We start from the raw sequence: 16352 nt of genomic DNA, 5'->3' as shown, positions 1-16352 counted from the left end.
GAGGTTCAGATTCAGGATTTGAGGCGGACTGCTTCCCTTATGATCTTCGCATGATCGAACGCAAGCGGGATACTCTGCCAATCTCTTACCTGCTCCACGTGTGACGCATCGTCGCCCGCCTTCAACGTCGAGAGGTCGGCTTCAGCAAGGAATGCAACTGCAATTGTATGCCGGTTTTCATCCCGTTGCGGATCTGAGTACACGCCGATCATTTTGAGACTATGCACGACAAGTCCGGTCTCCTCCAACATCTCCCGTTTGCATGCTTCCTCGACAGTCTCGTTCACGTCAACAAAGCCGCCGGGCAGAGCATAACAACCCTTGAACGGCTCGTGCCCGCGTTTAATCAGCACAACAGCGTCGTCCTCAAAAACCACACAGTCAACTGTGACGGGTCTTGTTGGAAATGCAAGAGCCATCTATATCGGAACGAAAGATAGTGATGTTGGAGATTCAGAAAGACTTGTCGGAACAGCGTTGATTTCTTACATTGTGTTATTCTCTTCCGTAAGCACACTCAATAACGACATCTATTTGGATATGTTCAAGGGGTTTTCTTTCACTGTTTTTCTCTTGTTAGCCGTTGGGTATAACCTGCTTCCCGGATGCACGGGTGGCAGCAAACCAACACAACAGCTATTGCTTCCTGTTGAGCTTCGCGGCGTGTGGATCACACAACACGATCGTGTGTTGGAAAGCAGGGAAAGTATCGCAACCGCCATGCAATTTCTTGCCGACCATCATTTCAATGTTGTTTTTCCGGTTGTATGGAACGACGGTATGACGCTGTTCCCCAGCACAACGATGAAAGTGGTATTCGGCATTGAGATAGACACGCTTGCCGCATACAAAGGCCGTGACCCGCTTGCGGAGGTTATCGAAGAAGCGCGCAAACACGGCATCGCCGTTATTCCCTATTTCGAGGGGGGATTTTCGGCCGGCAATTCAGAGAGCATTATCATCCGTTCAAAACCGCATTGGGCTGCCCGCGACCGAACGAACAAGATTGCAGTCAAAGACGGCGTCGCATGGCTGAATGCATTCCTGCCTGAAGTGCAGAACTTCATGTTTGCAATCATCGGCGAAGTAGTTCAGAAATATGATATCGACGGCGTGCAGGGCGGAACACGTCTGCCCGCCCAGCCCATTGAAGCAGGCTACGATTCTGTGTTTGCCGCGGAGTACACCGACCTGCACGCCGGAACGCCCCCACCGCTCGACATCAGTGAGAAGCATTGGAAATTCTGGCGCGCCGTACGCCTCAACACGTTTGCCCGACAAGTCTATTGGAAAGTGAAAGCAACCAAACCGAAGGCGGTGGTTTCCTGGTCCCCCTTCGTGTATCCTTGGTCACTGGACGAGTACTTGCAGGACTGGCGTATCTGGATCAGCAAAAGCCCCGACGGCGAATACTCGGCAGACATCATGCACCCGAGAATTTTCCGCCCCGACATCGAAAGCTACAAACGAACACTTGAATCGCAGCATCGCGATTCTCTCCGCATTCATAGCGAGAAACGGTACCTGTATCCCGGCGTCCTGTTGCATGAGGGCACATTCACCATGTCGGACGAATTCCTGAAGGAAGCAATCCGCTACAACCGCTATCTTGGATACAACGGCGAGGTGTTCTATTCGTATGAGGGACTGAGAAGAGATAACGACAGGCTTGCGAAGGTGCTGAAATCAACTCACTACAGACTGCCGGCAAAACTGCCCTTTACGCCTTCAAGCCGGAAAGATACTTCAGATAATCCGTAGCTGCTTATTTGACCAGCAGCAGTTCCCTCTGAGGAGTCGAGAGGAACTCGGCACCGTTTTCCTTCACAACAACCATCTCCTCGACTGTAGCGATGCCGCGACCCGAAACCGGAAGCCGCGGCTCAATCGTGAATACCATGCCCGCTTCAAGCTTCTGAAATGGCTTCTGCGCATACTTTTCCCATGCGGGACCGAGCAACGCTGTTCCGTCATGCGCAAATCTTCCGACCTGATGTCCTAAACCGTGAGGATATTCGGGATAGCCTGCCTGCGTAATGTATCCGCGGGCCGTCTTGTCGATTTCGATTCCCTCAATCCCCGGTCGCATCTGTTTTCTCGCCAGCTCGATTGAGGTCACAATTGTGTCGAACCCTCGTTGAACTTCCGGCGGAGCTTTGTCCTCTCCTTCTTTCAGGATGTAGAATGTTCGCTGTAAATCAGAACAATACTCATTGTACTTCAGGCCAAAATCCATATTCAGAATTTGCCCGCGTTCTATAATTCGATCAGTCGGACCATAATGCGCCTCTGCCGTGTCGGGCCCGGTGAAAACTGCGGGACACGATTTCGGATCCCACGCATACGTCACGCCGGCTTTCTTCACTTTTTGCCTCATGAACTCCGCGACCTCTTTCTCTGTCTTCCCCGGCTTGACGAATTGAGCAACATCTGAGTAGATGTTCTCTGTAATGCGAATTGCTTCTTTGATGTTGTCTATTTCAGCTTTCGTCTTCCGCTGGCGAAGAGCAGAAATGATTTTTTCAGCGGAGATGAGCCTGTCCTGAAAGTCAATCTCATACAGAAAGTCCCTCAGTGTCAGGTACATGCCGTGCGTCAGGCCGTCGCAGATTTCACTTCCGGTAGAATAGTTCACGGCAATCTTCTTCGGATCAATGCGCTTCATGAATGCGAGGAGATGTTCCTTGATGCCCTGTACGTAGCCGACAACCTCGTCGTACGCTTGTACATCCTCCACTCCCCGTTTGTCATACTGCCCGACAATTGCATACGCATTGGTTTGCGTAAGAATGAACGCGGAATGCCAGGTAACATCACCATCTATCAAAAATGGCAGTGTCGGATCGCCGTTGAGCGAGCTTTCCCGGACGAACGTGATCCAGCAATCAATATCGAATTCTTTGAGGATTGCCTTGGCTTGATTGACTTTTTCTTGAATGAGCATTGTTTATTCCTTGTTTTCTTCAACACAAAGGCTCAAAGGCCTCGAAGTCCACAGAGCATTGCTTTGTGCAACTTCGTTGTACTTCGTGCCTTCGTGTTGGAATCTTTTCTATAGTACATTACTCGCAAGCTCTGCAAGCTCGGAGCGTTCACCTTTTTCCAAATTGATATGGGCGTACAGCGGCTGTCCCTTCATCTTCTCGATCAAGTAGCTGAGCCCGTTCGAACGACTGTCGAGATACGGATGATCGATTTGGTAGATGTCACCTGTGAAGATCAGTTTCGTTCCCTCGCCCGCACGAGTGATGATCGTCTTGACTTCATGTGGCGTCAGGTTCTGCGCTTCGTCAACAATGAAGAATACTTTTGCCAGACTTCTCCCGCGAATATACGCAAGAGCTTCGATGATCAGCTTCTTCTCTTGAACAAGCTGCGTAATCTTCTTGTACCGTTCATCCGATTCGGAGAACTGGTGTTGAATCACGGCAAGATTATCGAACAACGGCTTCATGTACGGATCAAGTTTCTGCTCGATATCGCCGGGAAGAAAGCCGATATCGCGGTTGCTCAACGGTATGACAGGACGCGCAACGAGGATCTGCCGGTAGTATTTGCGGCATTCGAGCGAAGCGGCAAGAGCAAGCAGCGTTTTGCCGGTTCCCGCCTTTCCGGAAATACTCACGAGTTGAATATCAGGATTGAGGAGCGCCTGCAACACAAATGTTTGTTCTGCGTTGCGCGGTACGATGCCATAAGCGCTGAGCTTTTCAACTTTCCTGATGAAATGATCGGCAGCGTAGAACATCGCAAGAGCCGAGTGTTTGCCGTTGCGCATGACGAGAAACTCGTTCGCCAGCAATTTCCGCTTGAACGCAATCTCCTCTTCATCGATATGATACGGCTTCACATACAACCGCTGAATGATTTCACCCGGGAGATTTTCTTCAACCCTGTGTCCGGTGTACAGCGCATCGATATCCTTCACCTGATCAGACTTGTAGTCTTGCGACATCAGTCCGAGCGCTTTCGCCTTCATCCGCAGATTCACATCCTTCGTCACGAGCGTCACCGGAACATCCGGCTTCTCTTTCGCAACATGATAGGCAATGTTCAGAATATGATGATCGGGTTTGTCGGGCGAGAAGTTCAACTGCAAATCCGGGTGAAGCTCCCGTTCTAACTTCACCGAAATTTTGCCGAGCTTCGGCCCGATCTTCACGCCGCCGTTGAACAACTTGTCCTGACTCAGTTCGTCGAGTGTCCGTACAAATTCCCGTGCGTGATAGTTCAATACCTCATTCCCCTTCTTGAACTGATCCAGCTCTTCCAACACGGTCACGGGAACCACAACATTGTGTTCTGCAAACTGCGTGATGCATGAACTGTCATGCAGAATCACGTTGGTGTCGAGCACGAAAGTCTTCTTCTGAGAACGGGCCAATACGGTGCATCCTCCTCTTCTGTGAATTGTGCAATGAACGGAACGCGCAAATAAAAAAAGGCGCCGCGTTGACGCCTTGGTTCAGTCAGATGTTCTTGTTGACTTCAAGATTGACGAGCTATGAAAACTGTGTGACAGGTTCGAATCTCCGTTAGCTTCGGGGTCTCCTGCCCCCACCTAACGATACAGTATTCACATCAAATTGTCAACTGATTTATATGGAGTTAGGGAATTATTAAGAGAATCCGGTTGAAGACTGCGAATATGCTGTTTAGGCGAACCTGTCAGGATTTGTCAAGCTCAAGTCGAATGATGGTGGCGCGTTCGTCGCAATTTCGGAAACGAGTTTTCCGGTAATCGGTGCAAGCGAAATACCAATCATTGCGTGTCCCGTTGCCGCAATCAGATTCGAGTATGAAGAGAATCTGCCGATGTACGGAACACCGTCAGGACTCACAGGGCGAAGTCCGGCCCACGGTTCTGCTCCGTCAAAATCCGACTTCTCAAATCCGCCGATGTAGTTTGGAATGGAATTGAGGATCGCATCAACGCGGCGGCGCGTGATGCTGAGATCGAGTCCTGCAATTTCCATCGTCCCCGCGAACCGGATTGTATCACCCATTGGCGTAACAGCGACGCGAGCTTCGGTGAAGATAAGAGGAATTGCTGGTTTGTTTTCTTTGCGGGGAATGGTGACGCTGTATCCTTTGCCAGCCTGAACAAGCAATTTGATTCCTAACTCCTTCACGATCCCAGGTGACCAAGAACCGCCCGCAAGCACAAACTCATCCGCCGAAAAGTCACCTGCCGAAGTCGAGACTCCAACAATGCGTTTGCCCTGAGCCCTAAACCCTGAAACCTCTGTATTCTTCAGAAGCTTCACTCCGCTTGTCTCAAGATGCCTTGCCAATCCCTCGACGAACTTTGAAGGGGTCATGTGGCAATCGTCGGGGAAGTACAAGCCGCCCTCAGCCCGCATTTCGACGTTCGGTTCGAGTCGCTCGAGGGACGATTTGTCGAGCAGCCGTGCGTTGATTCCGACTTCTTTTGCCAAGTTTGCTTCTTCTTCACAATCGTGTCGTCCCTTTTCAGTACGATACAAGATCAGCAAACCCTTTGGCGTCCACTCAAAGTCAAATGCCTTCAACGCGGCAAATTCTTCGTACAAGTCAAGACTTGCATTGCCGAGATCGCGGAGCAACGGCATGGCCCGACTTACGTTCTCTTGTGTGCATGATTGCCTGAACTTCCACGCCCACGAAACAAAATCAGAATCGAGACGTGGCTTGACGTAAAACGGACTTGTGGGACTTAGCATCCATTTCAATCCCTGTGAGATGATGCCCGGTGATGCGAGCGGAATGAAATGGCTCGGGCACACGTAACCAGCGTTGTGCAACGACGAGCCGTGACCGAACTCGCCTTTATCGATAACAGTGACGCTTGCGTCTGCTTTGTTGAGGTAGTAGGCGGAACAGAGGCCTATTGCGCCGCCGCCGATGATGATTACATTAGATTTCATTTGTTTCACTTTCTAAAGAAAACCGCGAAGACGCGAAGTCGCGAAGTTTCATGAGAGAACTATGCGTTTAATGCCATCCTTAATCAAAGGGACATTGAAGTTGATGATAAAACCAAGGCGTTTCTTCATCAACCGTAGATATGACAAAACCTGGGCTTCATAGAGAGGAATCATCTTTTCAACGGCTTTGAGTTCAACTATTACCAGACTATTCACAAGCAAATCCAACCGAAGAGCAGCATCAATTTGCATTGCTTCGTACTCGATTGGGACGGCGAGCTGAGTTTCGACCTTCAGGCCTCTCAGTCGAAGTTCATGAGACAGGCAGATTTCGTAAACTGATTCCAGCAAACCGGGTCCAAGGGCTTTGTGCACCTTGAAGGCAGAATCTACAATTGTAGTTGCTATCCGCTCAGTTTCCCGATCCAAGTCTAGACTCATCTCAAACACCTTCGTGTCTTTGCGCCTTCGCGGTTTTCTCTACAATACCTGGAACCCACGCGCGAACGGATCATCCTCATCATCAATCGAAATCGTATTGAAGCCGTAAATCTTCGCCCAGCCCTCGATACTCGGAATCACCGCATCGTACTCGCCGACCTTCGCCCGCCCTTCGATGCGGGCTTTGAAGAGACTGCCGATGATGCTCTCGTGCACAAACACGTCGCCTTCTTTCAGCTTGCCTTTCGCAGCCCATTGCGCCACACGCGCCGAAGTCCCCGTTCCGCATGGCGAGCGGTCAATAGCTTTCTCACCATAGAAGACCGCGTTACGGGCCGTGGCTTCCGGATGCTTCGGCTTACCCGTCCACATCACGTGACTGCATCCTTTGATGGTCGGATTGTCGGGATGGACAAACGTGTATTTTTCGTTGATGCGTCGTCGGACGACGGGACTCCAGCGCAATACATCAGAAGCGGCAATGAGTTCAAGTCCCTTGAAATTTTCCTGCGGGTTAACAATCGCGTAGAAATTGCCGCCGTATGAGACATCAACCTTCAGCATGCCGAGGTCGGGACATTCCACTTCGAGATTGGTGGAATGAAGGAACGCCGGGACGTTCACAATACGTACGCTCTTCACTTTCCTTCCTTCCATTTCATAATACGCCTCGACTATTCCCGCCGGGACTTCGAGTCGCAATTTGCCCGGAGTCTTTGGCGAAACGAGTCCGTGTTCAATCATCACCGTTACTGTACCGATTGTTCCATGCCCGCACATCGGCAGGCAACCGCTGGTTTCGATGAAGAGAATGCCGATGTCTGTATCCTCCCGCGTTGGCGGATAGAGAATGCTGCCGCTCATCATGTCGTGCCCGCGGGGCTCGAACATCAATCCTGTACGAATCCAGTCGTAACGGCGGAGAAAATCCTGCCGCCGTTCGCTCATGTTGGCGCCGTTGAGTTGCGGCCCGCCACCGGCTACAACCCGGACCGGGTTACCGCAGGTGTGGGCGTCGATGCAGAAGAAGGTGTGTGTAGGCATTTTGAAATCTCTGGTATATCTCGCGTGACCGTCAACCGGATGACGAATTCTGAAGCAAGAAAAACCTATCGTCCTTCAGGACGATTTGTGTGCACAGACCCGTGAATCAGCCTCCTCCCCATCCACCCGCTCCATCGGTGCGTTCAGCTTGTGTGACGCGTGATGTTCTTTTTGACGCTGTATATAATCAAGAACCTTGGGCAAATCCCGCTCGGCAAACGAAAGAACGCCGAACCCGTCCTGCCAGTAGAAATCCTTTGTGATCTGCAACTCCTTGTTCAGAAAATAGGAACTGCTGCCTTTGAGTTTGCCGATAATATCACTCACCGATTCAGCGGGAGGAATTTCAATAGCAATGTGAATGTGGTCTTCCGTCCCGCCGATACCATGCAAATGGCAACCGAACCGCTTTGCTTTGTTCTCCATGAATGGAACCAGAACGGCTTCAATCGCCGGAGTGATGGCCGACTGATTGTACTTCGTTCGCCAAATGGCATGATAAAACAGTTTGTAATAGACCTGTCCCATGGGCGATCCTCCGCTGGTTGTGATGTGATCCCCTGACTATCTCGCATGACGGTGAACCGTCACGCTGGGCAAACGAATCCCGATGAATCGGGATTTGACACGCTAGGTGAATCACCCCGCCACATAACACGTCTTCACTACAGTGTAGAACTCCTTCGCATAAGACCCTTGCTCGCGTGTCCCGTAGCTCGAACCTTTCCGTCCGCCGAAGGGAACGTGGTAATCAACGCCGGCGGTCGGCAGGTTCACCATCACCATACCGGCTTGCGCGTTGCGCTTGAAATGCGTGGAGTGCTTGAGCGACGTTGTGCAGATACCAGCACAAAGCCCGAACTCGGTATCGTTGGCAACGGCGAGTGCTTCATCGTAATTCTTCACGCGAATCACTCCCGCCAGCGGCCCGAAAGCTTCTTCACAGTTGAAACGCATCGAGTTTGTTGTTTCTGTGAAGAGTGCTGGCGCGAGATACCAGCCGTTTTTCTCGCGCTTCAGGCGTTGCCCGCCGAAAGCAAGCTTCCCTCCTTCTCTTCTCGCCAACTCGATATAGCTCTCGTCTTTCATGAGCTGTGCGCCATCGATCACCGGGCCGATATCTGTACCCGGAGCAAGGGCGTCATCAACTTTCAAGGTTTTCATTTTCTCCACCATCGCCTGAACGAAACGATCGTGAATTCCTTCCGTTACTATCAACCGGCTTGATGCTGTGCAGCGCTGTCCGGTAGAGAAGAACGCGCCGTTGATCGCCGCATTCACCGCAACAGTCAGGTCGGCGTCATCCAGCACAACCAGCGGGTTCTTTCCACCCATTTCAAGCTGAACACGCGCAAGGCGTCGTGCGAGATTCGACGCCAACGTTCTGCCGACTTCAACAGATCCGGTAAAGCTCACACCGGCAACGTCGGGATGGTTGACAATGGTGTTGCCGACGGCGCTTCCTTTTCCCATTACTAAATTGAACACGCCCTTGGGAAGTCCGGAACGTGAGATGATTTCGGCAAGATTCCATGAACACGCCGGCGCAAGCTCGGCCGGTTTCAACAACACGGCATTGCCGAACGCCAATGCCGGAGCAACTTTCCATGACGGAATCGCCATCGGAAAATTCCACGGCGTGATCAACCCGACGACTCCGAGCGGCTCGCGCATCGTGTCGATTTCGATGCCGGGACGAACAGACGGGATGTGCTCACCGCCGACACGCAACGCTTCTGCAGCGAAGAATTTGAAAATGTTGCCCGCCCGAACGACTTCGCCGATGCCTTCGGGTAGCGTCTTGCCTTCTTCGCGGGAAAGCAATCTTCCCAATTCGTCCTTGCGGGCAAGAATTTCCGCGCCGATGAAGTCCAGAACATCGAAGCGTTGTTGTGGCGTGCTCGCGCCCCAGCCTGGCTGCGCAGCCTTTGCAGCGGCAACGGCGGTGTTCACCTGCTCGACATCAGCCTGGGCATACTCGCCGACAATGTCGGTAATGTCAGACGGATTGATGTTTTTGGATGTGTGAGGGGATGGTACCCACTCGCCGTTAATGAGATTGTTAAAGATGTTCATGTACGTCTCTTGGGATTGAAAAAGATAAAGAGAACCGCGAAGGCACGAAGCAGAACTTTATAGATGAAGAACTCGTCGCATCTTCGCGCCTTCGTGGTTTGCTTTCAGATATTGGGTAGATCGGGTCTCGTCTTCAACGCGGTGGATACAATCTGTTCGACACGGCGTCGTTCATCACCCTCAAGTCGCATCCGCGGTGCTCGAACATACTCAGTACCGACGCCGGCCATCGCCTCCGCAAGCTTGATATTCTGCACGAACTTCGTCGAAACATCGAGATGCAGCAGCGGCATGAACCAGCGATAGAGTTTCAGAGCTTCTTCCATTCTTCCCGCTTTGACCAACTTGTACAACACGACAGTCTCTTTGGGGAATGCGCATACGAGTCCGGCCACCCAACCAACCGCGCCTAACATCAGACTCTCCATCGCAAGATCATCCACGCCGGTGAAGATCTGATAACGATTGCCCACAGCGTTGACAATGTCGGTGATACGCCGAACATTATCCGAAGATTCTTTGAGGGCAACAAACTTCGGTTCGTCGGCAAGTTCGGCGAACATGTCGGGCGTGAGATCGACTTTGTACGAAACGGGATTATTGTACAGCATGATCGGCACATCGCTTGCGGCGGCTACACTCCGAAAGTACTCAAGCGTCTCCCGTCGATCCGCCGGATACACCATCGCCGGCATCACCATGAAACCGTTTGCGCCATTCGCCTGTGCTTGTTTGATATAGTTGCAGGCCATGGCGGTGGATGTTTCGGCAACACCGGAAAGTACCGGCACTCTTCCGCCGCTTACACTCAGCGCTACTTTCAACACATCCTGCTTTTCAATCGGTGCCAACGTCACATTCTCACCAAGCGAGCCAAGGACGATGAGTCCGTGCACGCCCGACTCGATTTGAAAGTTGAAGTGTTTTTCCATTGCAGGAAAATCAAGCCGTCCGTCCTTATCGAATTTTGTTGTGACGGCGCTGAAAATGCCTGACCATGTTGTTGTCATCATAACAAACGTGATGTTAGTGATTGGAGTGTCGATTGGAAAGAACTATAGAAGAATACCTCAAAAAGTGAAGAGATTCAAGGGAGAGAAGGAAGGAACTCAGGGACGAGGAAACGAGTCGCGCCACAGTTCATAGGCGGCAGATTGTGATCGTACTGTGATCCCATCTTGTGCAGAACGTATGCGGTTACTGACCTTCTTGTCGATAATGCGTGCTTTCACATTGTCACAAAGCTGCATGTCGAGGATTTCCTTCAGCCGATGCTGAATCTGCTTGTCATAGATCGGGAACGCAACTTCAATGCGTCTGTCAAGGTTCCGCCTCATCCAATCAGCGGAGGAAAGATACACCTGTTGGTTTCCGTTGTTGTGAAACAGAAACACACGGGTGTGTTCAAGAAACCGGTCGACGATGCTGGTGACTTCAATGTTCTCACTCATTCCCTTGATGCCGGGAATCAGGCAGCAAATGCCGCGCACGATGAGCCTCACCTGCACACCGGCGTTACTGGCCTCGTACAGTCTTTCGATCATACCGGGATCTTCGAGCGAATTCATTTTTGCGGCTATTCGTGCTTCACGCCCCTTTTTGGCGTGCTTGATTTCCCTCCCGATCAGTGCTTCAAAACCTGTTCGCATCGAAAACGGCGAGACAAGAAGATGCTCGCATGCAACGTTGTTCTTCCCCCTGTGCAGAACTTGGAAAATTTTTTCCGCCTCGTTCGTGAGGCGTTTGTCGGAAGTAAAGAACCCGAAATCAGTATACTGGGTAGCGGCCGCTTCATTGAAATTTCCCGTACTGAAATAGGCATACCGCCGTGTGCCGTCGCTTTCCTCCCGTGTGACAAGGCAGAGCTTTGCGTGCACTTTCAGATTGGGAATACTGTACAACACTCGTGCGCCCGCCTTCTCCAACTCTTCGGCCCAGAAGATGTTCGACTCTTCGTCGAAGCGCGCTTTCACTTCAACGAACACCGTTACGCTTTTCCCGTTGTTCGCCGCCCGCAGGAGGTGCCCGACAACCTTGGAGTTTCTCGCAACTCTATACAAAGTGATCTTGATTGAACGAACCGACTCGTCATCAGCGGCCTCGCTGAGAAACCGTACCACACTGTCGTACGAGTGGTACGGGAAATGGATGATCGTATCCCTCTCTTGCATGACCCGGAATATTGAATCCTCATTGTCAAATACCGGCAACGGCGGCATTGGTTCGTACAGCAGAGAAGGCGCTTTGGGATTCGGGAACGAGAAGAAATCGCTGAAATTGTGATACCGGCTTCCCGGAATGAGATCATCATCCGCAAGCTCGAACATCCTCTGCAGGAAAAGGAGAAGCTTCTTCGGCATCTCGGTATCGTACAGAAAGCGAGCAGGAACACCTTCGCTGCGTTTTCCGAGCGCTTTTTTTATCTTTTCGAGAAGATCTCCGCTATACTCATCACCCAACTCCAACTCGGCATCGCGGGTCAACTTCACTGCGTAAGCGCCAGAAACGAAATGTTGCGGGAACACATCATCCAACCCGAGACGAACAACATCGTCAAGAAAAAGGATGTAGTGGTGATGCTCTCCGCCTTCAATGGAAAAGAACCGGGGCACGATAGCGGTCGGAATCTCAACGAGAGCATACTGTTCGGGCTGTTTCTTGGGCTCTTCGGACTTGCGCCGGAGACGGACAACCAGATACAGCGTACGATTATGAAGAAACGGAGGCGCCTTTTCCGCGCTCAAAAACACAGGCGAGAGCTTCGGGAGAACGGTGGTATGAAAGTGGGAGATCACCATCTCTTTCTGCTTTTTGCTCAACTCATTTTCCCGTACGAGGAATATCCCTTCCTTTGCCAAATCCTTCTTGATACGTTTCTTGAAGATCTCTCCAGATTCCTCCTGCTGCAGCCAGACAACCTTCAGAAGCCTCTTGAGAAGTCTTTCCGGCTCGACATCGAGTTTTCGTTTTGTCTTTTTCTTGAGCCGCGCCAAAGCGCGCAACGAGGCAACACGCACGCGAAAGAACTCATCAAGATTCGACGACCAGATGGCGAGAAATTTGATGCGCTCATACAATGGAACCGCAGGGTCGGCGGCTTCCTGCAGCACGCGGTGGTTGAACCCGAGCCAACTGAGGTCGCGGTTCTTCAATCGAGGTGTGGAGACTTTCAAGACAAGGAACTTTCAGATGTACTTAATACAGACCTTTGCGTGTTTCTACTGCTGATCCTTCGGTAATGAATGTTCCTGCTTGCCATGAAGTTTGGTAAGCGAAAGTCCGGGGTTGGCGAAGTACCGCTCGAAATCACCCTTGCGCTCGGGCCACTCGCTATCGAGCATGGCGAACCATGCCGTATCGCGATTCTTGCCTTTCACGACCATGTGTTGCCGGAACAATCCTTCATACGAAAATCCAAGCCGGACTGCGGCGTATTTGCTTGCTTCGTTCTCGTCGTCGCATTTCCATTCCACTCTGCGGTACTTCAGTTCGTCAAAGAGATAGGAAAGAAAGAGAAACGTCGCCTCCGAATTCACAATCGTTTTCTGTACGAGCGGGCTGTACCAGATGTTCCCCAGCTCAACCCGGCCGTCATTCGGCTCTACATTCATGATTGCATACATGCCGACTCTTTTGTTGAGCTGCTTGCTGAAGACGGTATAGAACAGCGGATCGGTACTCTCCTTCAGGCCAATCAGCCATTCATACATTTCCTTCTTGTCGCGAAACGGACCGTAGTGCATGTACTTCCACAACACATTGTACTCCTGCTTTGCGTGGGAGACTTCGTAAAGGTCATCGATATCTGCATCAGGGTTGAGGCGCGCAATACGGACGTGCTTGCCCTCAAGTTTCTCCGGAGCGGGGATGGGCCAGGAAGTCAGGGTGATTTCTTTAGTCATGGTTCTTTCTCTTTGTGTGAAGTGAGAAACCTACCGCGGAGAGGATTTGAGCCGCTTCCGCCGGGAGGTTTCGGGGATTGATATGGTAATTGTGGAATTCTCTTCTGATCGGATAGTTCGCCCGCAACTGCCGGAAGTGGTCCGCCCGCAGCTCAGGCGCGAGCGATGTGAGATGCCGCAGGCGTCTATCGTCTTCTTCAATGTTGTAGCACTCTCTCACAGCAGAACGCAGCATCGCTTCAAACAGCGGGTCGGTCTGCGACAACCTGATCTCCTTCAAGTCACCTGTATCGTCGACAACGTCACCTGCAACCGGTTGGTGCACGAACTCTCCAAGCGCTTGTCGCAGCATTCGTGTCGCGTTCACCTTCCCGTCATACGAGTAGCCCGCAATATGAGGTGTTCCGATCAACGCCAGCTGAAGCATGTCGATATCAATGTCAGGCTCTCGCTCCCACACATCGAGAACACACGCCCTCACATGCTGTTCCCGAATCATCTTCTTGAGTGACTGAGTGTCAACAACAGCACCCCGGGAGGAATTGACAAGGATACTTCCCTTCTGCATCGCCGAGAGCCGTCGTTCATCAAAAATATGATACGTTGGATCATCGCCTGACTTTGTGAGTGGAACGTGAAGAGAAATAACGTCGGCATCCATCAATGCGTCAAGTGGAAGATAGCGCGTATCGCCCGACAAGCGTGCAAGGGGCGGATCATTCAGCAACACTCGCATGCCGATCGCTTCAGCTTTCCGCGCAACTCTGCTTCCCGTATTTCCATGCCCCACCACGCCGAGCGTTTTGCCTTTCAGGGTGAACCCCAGCATGAAGCTTGTTTCGAGCAACGCCGCGAGGACGTATTCGGCGACCGAGTTTGCATTGCTGCCGGGACAACTTGCAAATGTGATTCTGTGCCTGTTCACATACTCCAGATCAACATGATCGGTGCCGATTGTTGCAGTACCGACAAAGCGAACCTTCGTTCCGTCAAGCAAGTCTCCGTTTACCTTCGTCTCAGAGCGGACGAGCACGGCATCGGCGTCTGCAATCGACTGACGGGTTATCTGTTGTGTGGGAAGAATTCTGACCTCGCCAAACAGGCCGAATGCCGTTGCTGCGTGGGGAAGTTTGGCGTCCACAACAACTCGCATAGCTCAATGTGAAGAAGATTTGTGACGATGAATTGTATGCAAAGTATTCAACCTCTCGGAGATTATCAAGCTGCAGCTTGCGATGATTTCTTCCAAAACCGGAATTTGCTATACTACGTTCGAACTGTTCTTCCAACTATACATGCAGCAAGGAATCAAGTCATGTCGCAGGAAATCAAATCCGTCACCGTCGATGAACTCAAACATATGATGGATGCGAATGAGGACTTCCAACTGATTGATGTTCGTGAGCAACGGGAGAAAGATTTTGCCGATATCGGCGGCGAGTTGATTCCGATGGGAGTGGTTCTTCTTCATGCCGACAAGATTAGCAGGGACAAGAAAGTCGTAGTCTACTGTCGAAGCGGAAACAGAAGCGGCCGGATTATTGCCGAGTTGCAGCGCCGTTTCGGATTCCCCAATCTCTACAACCTTACCGGGGGCATTCTCGCCTGGTCCGACAAGATCGACCACTCAATCAAAAAATACTGACGGGCAGATCATCCAGCCAACATACGCGCTGCATGAACTGCCCGCCGCCCGGCATCGCAGATCACCGAACTCTTATCCACCTCAAAAATCGAAGTTGAAACCGAGCGTTGCGTACAGATAGTACGGATGCTCCCACTCCCCCGGCTCACGCAACAACACCGTTGAGTACCTCACTTCAGCGTTGATGTACCGCGGCACAATTTCAGCCCAGGCCCCGAAACTCAGCAAACGCGAGTACTGCATGTTAAGCCGGAACCAATCCGCCCCGCTGTTTTTGTATTCGAGTGCAACGACGGGTGTGACAACATTTTCATGATCGTACTTAAATATCTCATTCGCGAGAAATCTGTTCATCGTTACGCGGTGCCATGATACGCCTGCCCGCGCTGAGACACTCTTCTCTTCGTCGAAACTGTAGTTGAAGGCGTAGTAGAGTTGCAACAGGCCGCTGATCGAATAGAGTCTCTCAAGATTGTTTGTGAGATATTCGGGTCTTCGGCGGTCGAGACTGCCGACTGCGAACGAACCGCCGATTCCGCCGTATGTGAAGCGGGAAGAATTGATCTTCACCTCGTCCCACTCAAACTCGAATCTCCCCGCAACTCCGGTGCTTCCGTTCAGCAACCTCGGCTTTAGCGAAAGCGGCCGTTCAGCATGATTCGTTTCAATGAGCCCGCCCTGCAGCGGCAAATAGGCGCCGAGTTCAACCGACTTGTACCCCGCCAGCATTCTGATTTGTCCTGACGACCAGAATGCATAGCCCAATTCATCCGTGCCGATTATCCCTGTAATCCTCCAGTCGTTGCCGAATCGCATCTCTCCGCCAAACAAAGAGATGTTCATCGAAACCCAATTGGGATTCCCGGCCGGTAACCGCTGTTGCCGTGCGGCGTTCCGGTACCCGAACGGCGTCTCCTCGACAAGCACATACTCTTTCTTCAGGAGTCTCTTCTGCAATTCCGGGTCGAGTGACTTTGACGTATACAGTCTCCCGTATGACATGTTGCCAATGCGAATGTCGGCTATTCCCTGCATGTTGGGATTCGCGATGACAATTACCTGATCGTCTTCCGAAAATTCTTTCCCGCGATTTCTGAATGCCGAATAGATGCTGAGTTTCGTGTTTCTGTCAACAACAGTCCACATCGGAAAGTACGATGCATATGTCGTATCGCCGCTGTTGAGCGTTGCGAGAATGCGTTCGAGCGATTTCAGTTCTTCGTTTTCAGATTGGAGATCAGCTCGCAGGTGCTCGATCTGTGCCGTCGTCCGACTCATGCCGCACAGCAGCAGCAACACGACAAAGAACAGTACACTTTGATTTCTCATACTATCACC

15 protein-coding genes are annotated in these 16352 nt (G+C 51.5%); 2 read left to right on the top strand and 13 right to left on the bottom strand.

Translation table 11 applies throughout. The features are described from left to right. Window positions 1-11 precede the first annotated feature (11 nt). Window positions 12-377, bottom strand: a complete 366-nt coding sequence (locus KF749_04725) for an NUDIX hydrolase (protein MBX2990459.1) — start codon at window positions 375-377, stop codon at window positions 12-14. A 10-nt stretch (window positions 378-387) separates the two neighbouring features. Here KF749_04725 and KF749_04720 point away from each other — a divergent pair, with 10 nt between their 5' ends. After that, window positions 388-1761: a family 10 glycosylhydrolase gene (locus tag KF749_04720; GenBank protein ID MBX2990458.1), complete on the top strand. Its 1374-nt coding sequence runs from the start codon at window positions 388-390 to the stop codon at window positions 1759-1761. A 4-nt stretch (window positions 1762-1765) separates the two neighbouring features. Here the strand turns inward: KF749_04720 and KF749_04715 are convergent, their stop codons facing one another. From KF749_04715 to KF749_04665, 11 genes are all read right to left on the bottom strand, one after another. Beyond that, the gene (locus KF749_04715) at window positions 1766-2944 is read right to left on the bottom strand and encodes an aminopeptidase P family protein (protein MBX2990457.1); all 1179 of its coding nucleotides are present in this window, start codon (window positions 2942-2944) and stop codon (window positions 1766-1768) included. A 108-nt stretch (window positions 2945-3052) separates the two neighbouring features. Continuing rightward, complete coding sequence (locus KF749_04710) at window positions 3053-4384, bottom strand: PhoH family protein (GenBank protein MBX2990456.1); 1332 nt, start codon at window positions 4382-4384, stop codon at window positions 3053-3055. 271 nt (window positions 4385-4655) lie between these two features. After that, the gene (locus KF749_04705; GenBank protein ID MBX2990455.1) at window positions 4656-5906 is read right to left on the bottom strand and encodes an FAD-dependent oxidoreductase; all 1251 of its coding nucleotides are present in this window, start codon (window positions 5904-5906) and stop codon (window positions 4656-4658) included. 48 nt (window positions 5907-5954) lie between these two features. Continuing rightward, on the bottom strand, window positions 5955-6347 hold the full coding sequence (locus tag KF749_04700) for a GxxExxY protein (protein MBX2990454.1): 393 nt from the start codon (window positions 6345-6347) through the stop codon (window positions 5955-5957). Window positions 6348-6386: 39 nt separating this feature from the next. Further along, window positions 6387-7391 (bottom strand): 4-hydroxyproline epimerase, encoded by a 1005-nt coding sequence (locus KF749_04695; GenBank protein ID MBX2990453.1) that lies wholly within the window; start codon window positions 7389-7391, stop codon window positions 6387-6389. 75 nt (window positions 7392-7466) lie between these two features. Then, on the bottom strand, window positions 7467-7919 hold the full coding sequence (gene tnpA, locus KF749_04690) for an IS200/IS605 family transposase (GenBank protein MBX2990452.1): 453 nt from the start codon (window positions 7917-7919) through the stop codon (window positions 7467-7469). Between the two features lie 111 nt (window positions 7920-8030). Next, entirely contained in the window at window positions 8031-9467 is a 1437-nt protein-coding gene (locus KF749_04685) for an aldehyde dehydrogenase family protein (protein ID MBX2990451.1), read from the bottom strand. A gap of 104 nt (window positions 9468-9571) precedes the next feature. Then, window positions 9572-10477, bottom strand: a complete 906-nt coding sequence (locus KF749_04680; protein ID MBX2990450.1) for a dihydrodipicolinate synthase family protein — start codon at window positions 10475-10477, stop codon at window positions 9572-9574. A 99-nt stretch (window positions 10478-10576) separates the two neighbouring features. Then, on the bottom strand, window positions 10577-12619 hold the full coding sequence (gene ppk1 / locus KF749_04675; protein MBX2990449.1) for a polyphosphate kinase 1: 2043 nt from the start codon (window positions 12617-12619) through the stop codon (window positions 10577-10579). Between the two features lie 66 nt (window positions 12620-12685). Then, entirely contained in the window at window positions 12686-13369 is a 684-nt protein-coding gene (locus KF749_04670) for a GNAT family N-acetyltransferase (protein ID MBX2990448.1), read from the bottom strand. Then, window positions 13362-14522, bottom strand: coding sequence for a 4-phosphoerythronate dehydrogenase (locus KF749_04665; protein ID MBX2990447.1), 1161 nt, complete (start codon window positions 14520-14522; stop codon window positions 13362-13364). The genes KF749_04670 and KF749_04665 overlap by 8 nt, the downstream gene beginning before the upstream one ends. A 174-nt stretch (window positions 14523-14696) precedes the next feature. On the opposite strand from KF749_04665, the gene KF749_04660 reads away from it, so the two are divergent. Then, entirely contained in the window at window positions 14697-15014 is a 318-nt protein-coding gene (locus KF749_04660) for a rhodanese-like domain-containing protein (GenBank protein MBX2990446.1), read from the top strand. A gap of 81 nt (window positions 15015-15095) precedes the next feature. Here KF749_04660 and KF749_04655 read toward each other — a convergent pair whose 3' ends face one another. Continuing rightward, window positions 15096-16343: a hypothetical protein gene (locus KF749_04655; GenBank protein ID MBX2990445.1), complete on the bottom strand. Its 1248-nt coding sequence runs from the start codon at window positions 16341-16343 to the stop codon at window positions 15096-15098. Window positions 16344-16352 lie beyond the last annotated feature (9 nt).

Source organism: Bacteroidota bacterium, from assembly GCA_019637975.1.
Taxonomy (GTDB): Bacteria; Bacteroidota; Ignavibacteria; order UBA10030; family UBA6906; genus CAADGV01.
Note: the sequence above shows the minus strand (reverse complement) of the source record. Positions and strands in the feature narration are given on the sequence as shown.

Excerpts from the sequence above, each read along its gene's own strand:
- KF749_04715 (MBX2990457.1), bottom strand. The coding sequence starts at position 2,944 with ATGCTCATTCAAGAAAAAGTCAATCAAGCCAAGGCAATCCTCAAAGAA.
- KF749_04705 (MBX2990455.1), bottom strand. The coding sequence starts at position 5,906 with ATGAAATCTAATGTAATCATCATCGGCGGCGGCGCAATAGGCCTCTGT.
- KF749_04700 (MBX2990454.1), bottom strand. The coding sequence starts at position 6,347 with ATGAGTCTAGACTTGGATCGGGAAACTGAGCGGATAGCAACTACAATT.
- KF749_04695 (MBX2990453.1), bottom strand. The coding sequence starts at position 7,391 with ATGCCTACACACACCTTCTTCTGCATCGACGCCCACACCTGCGGTAAC.
- tnpA (MBX2990452.1), bottom strand. The coding sequence starts at position 7,919 with ATGGGACAGGTCTATTACAAACTGTTTTATCATGCCATTTGGCGAACG.
- KF749_04685 (MBX2990451.1), bottom strand. The coding sequence starts at position 9,467 with ATGAACATCTTTAACAATCTCATTAACGGCGAGTGGGTACCATCCCCT.
- KF749_04680 (MBX2990450.1), bottom strand. The coding sequence starts at position 10,477 with ATGACAACAACATGGTCAGGCATTTTCAGCGCCGTCACAACAAAATTC.
- KF749_04670 (MBX2990448.1), bottom strand. The coding sequence starts at position 13,369 with ATGACTAAAGAAATCACCCTGACTTCCTGGCCCATCCCCGCTCCGGAG.
- KF749_04665 (MBX2990447.1), bottom strand. The coding sequence starts at position 14,522 with ATGCGAGTTGTTGTGGACGCCAAACTTCCCCACGCAGCAACGGCATTC.
- KF749_04655 (MBX2990445.1), bottom strand. The coding sequence starts at position 16,343 with ATGAGAAATCAAAGTGTACTGTTCTTTGTCGTGTTGCTGCTGCTGTGC.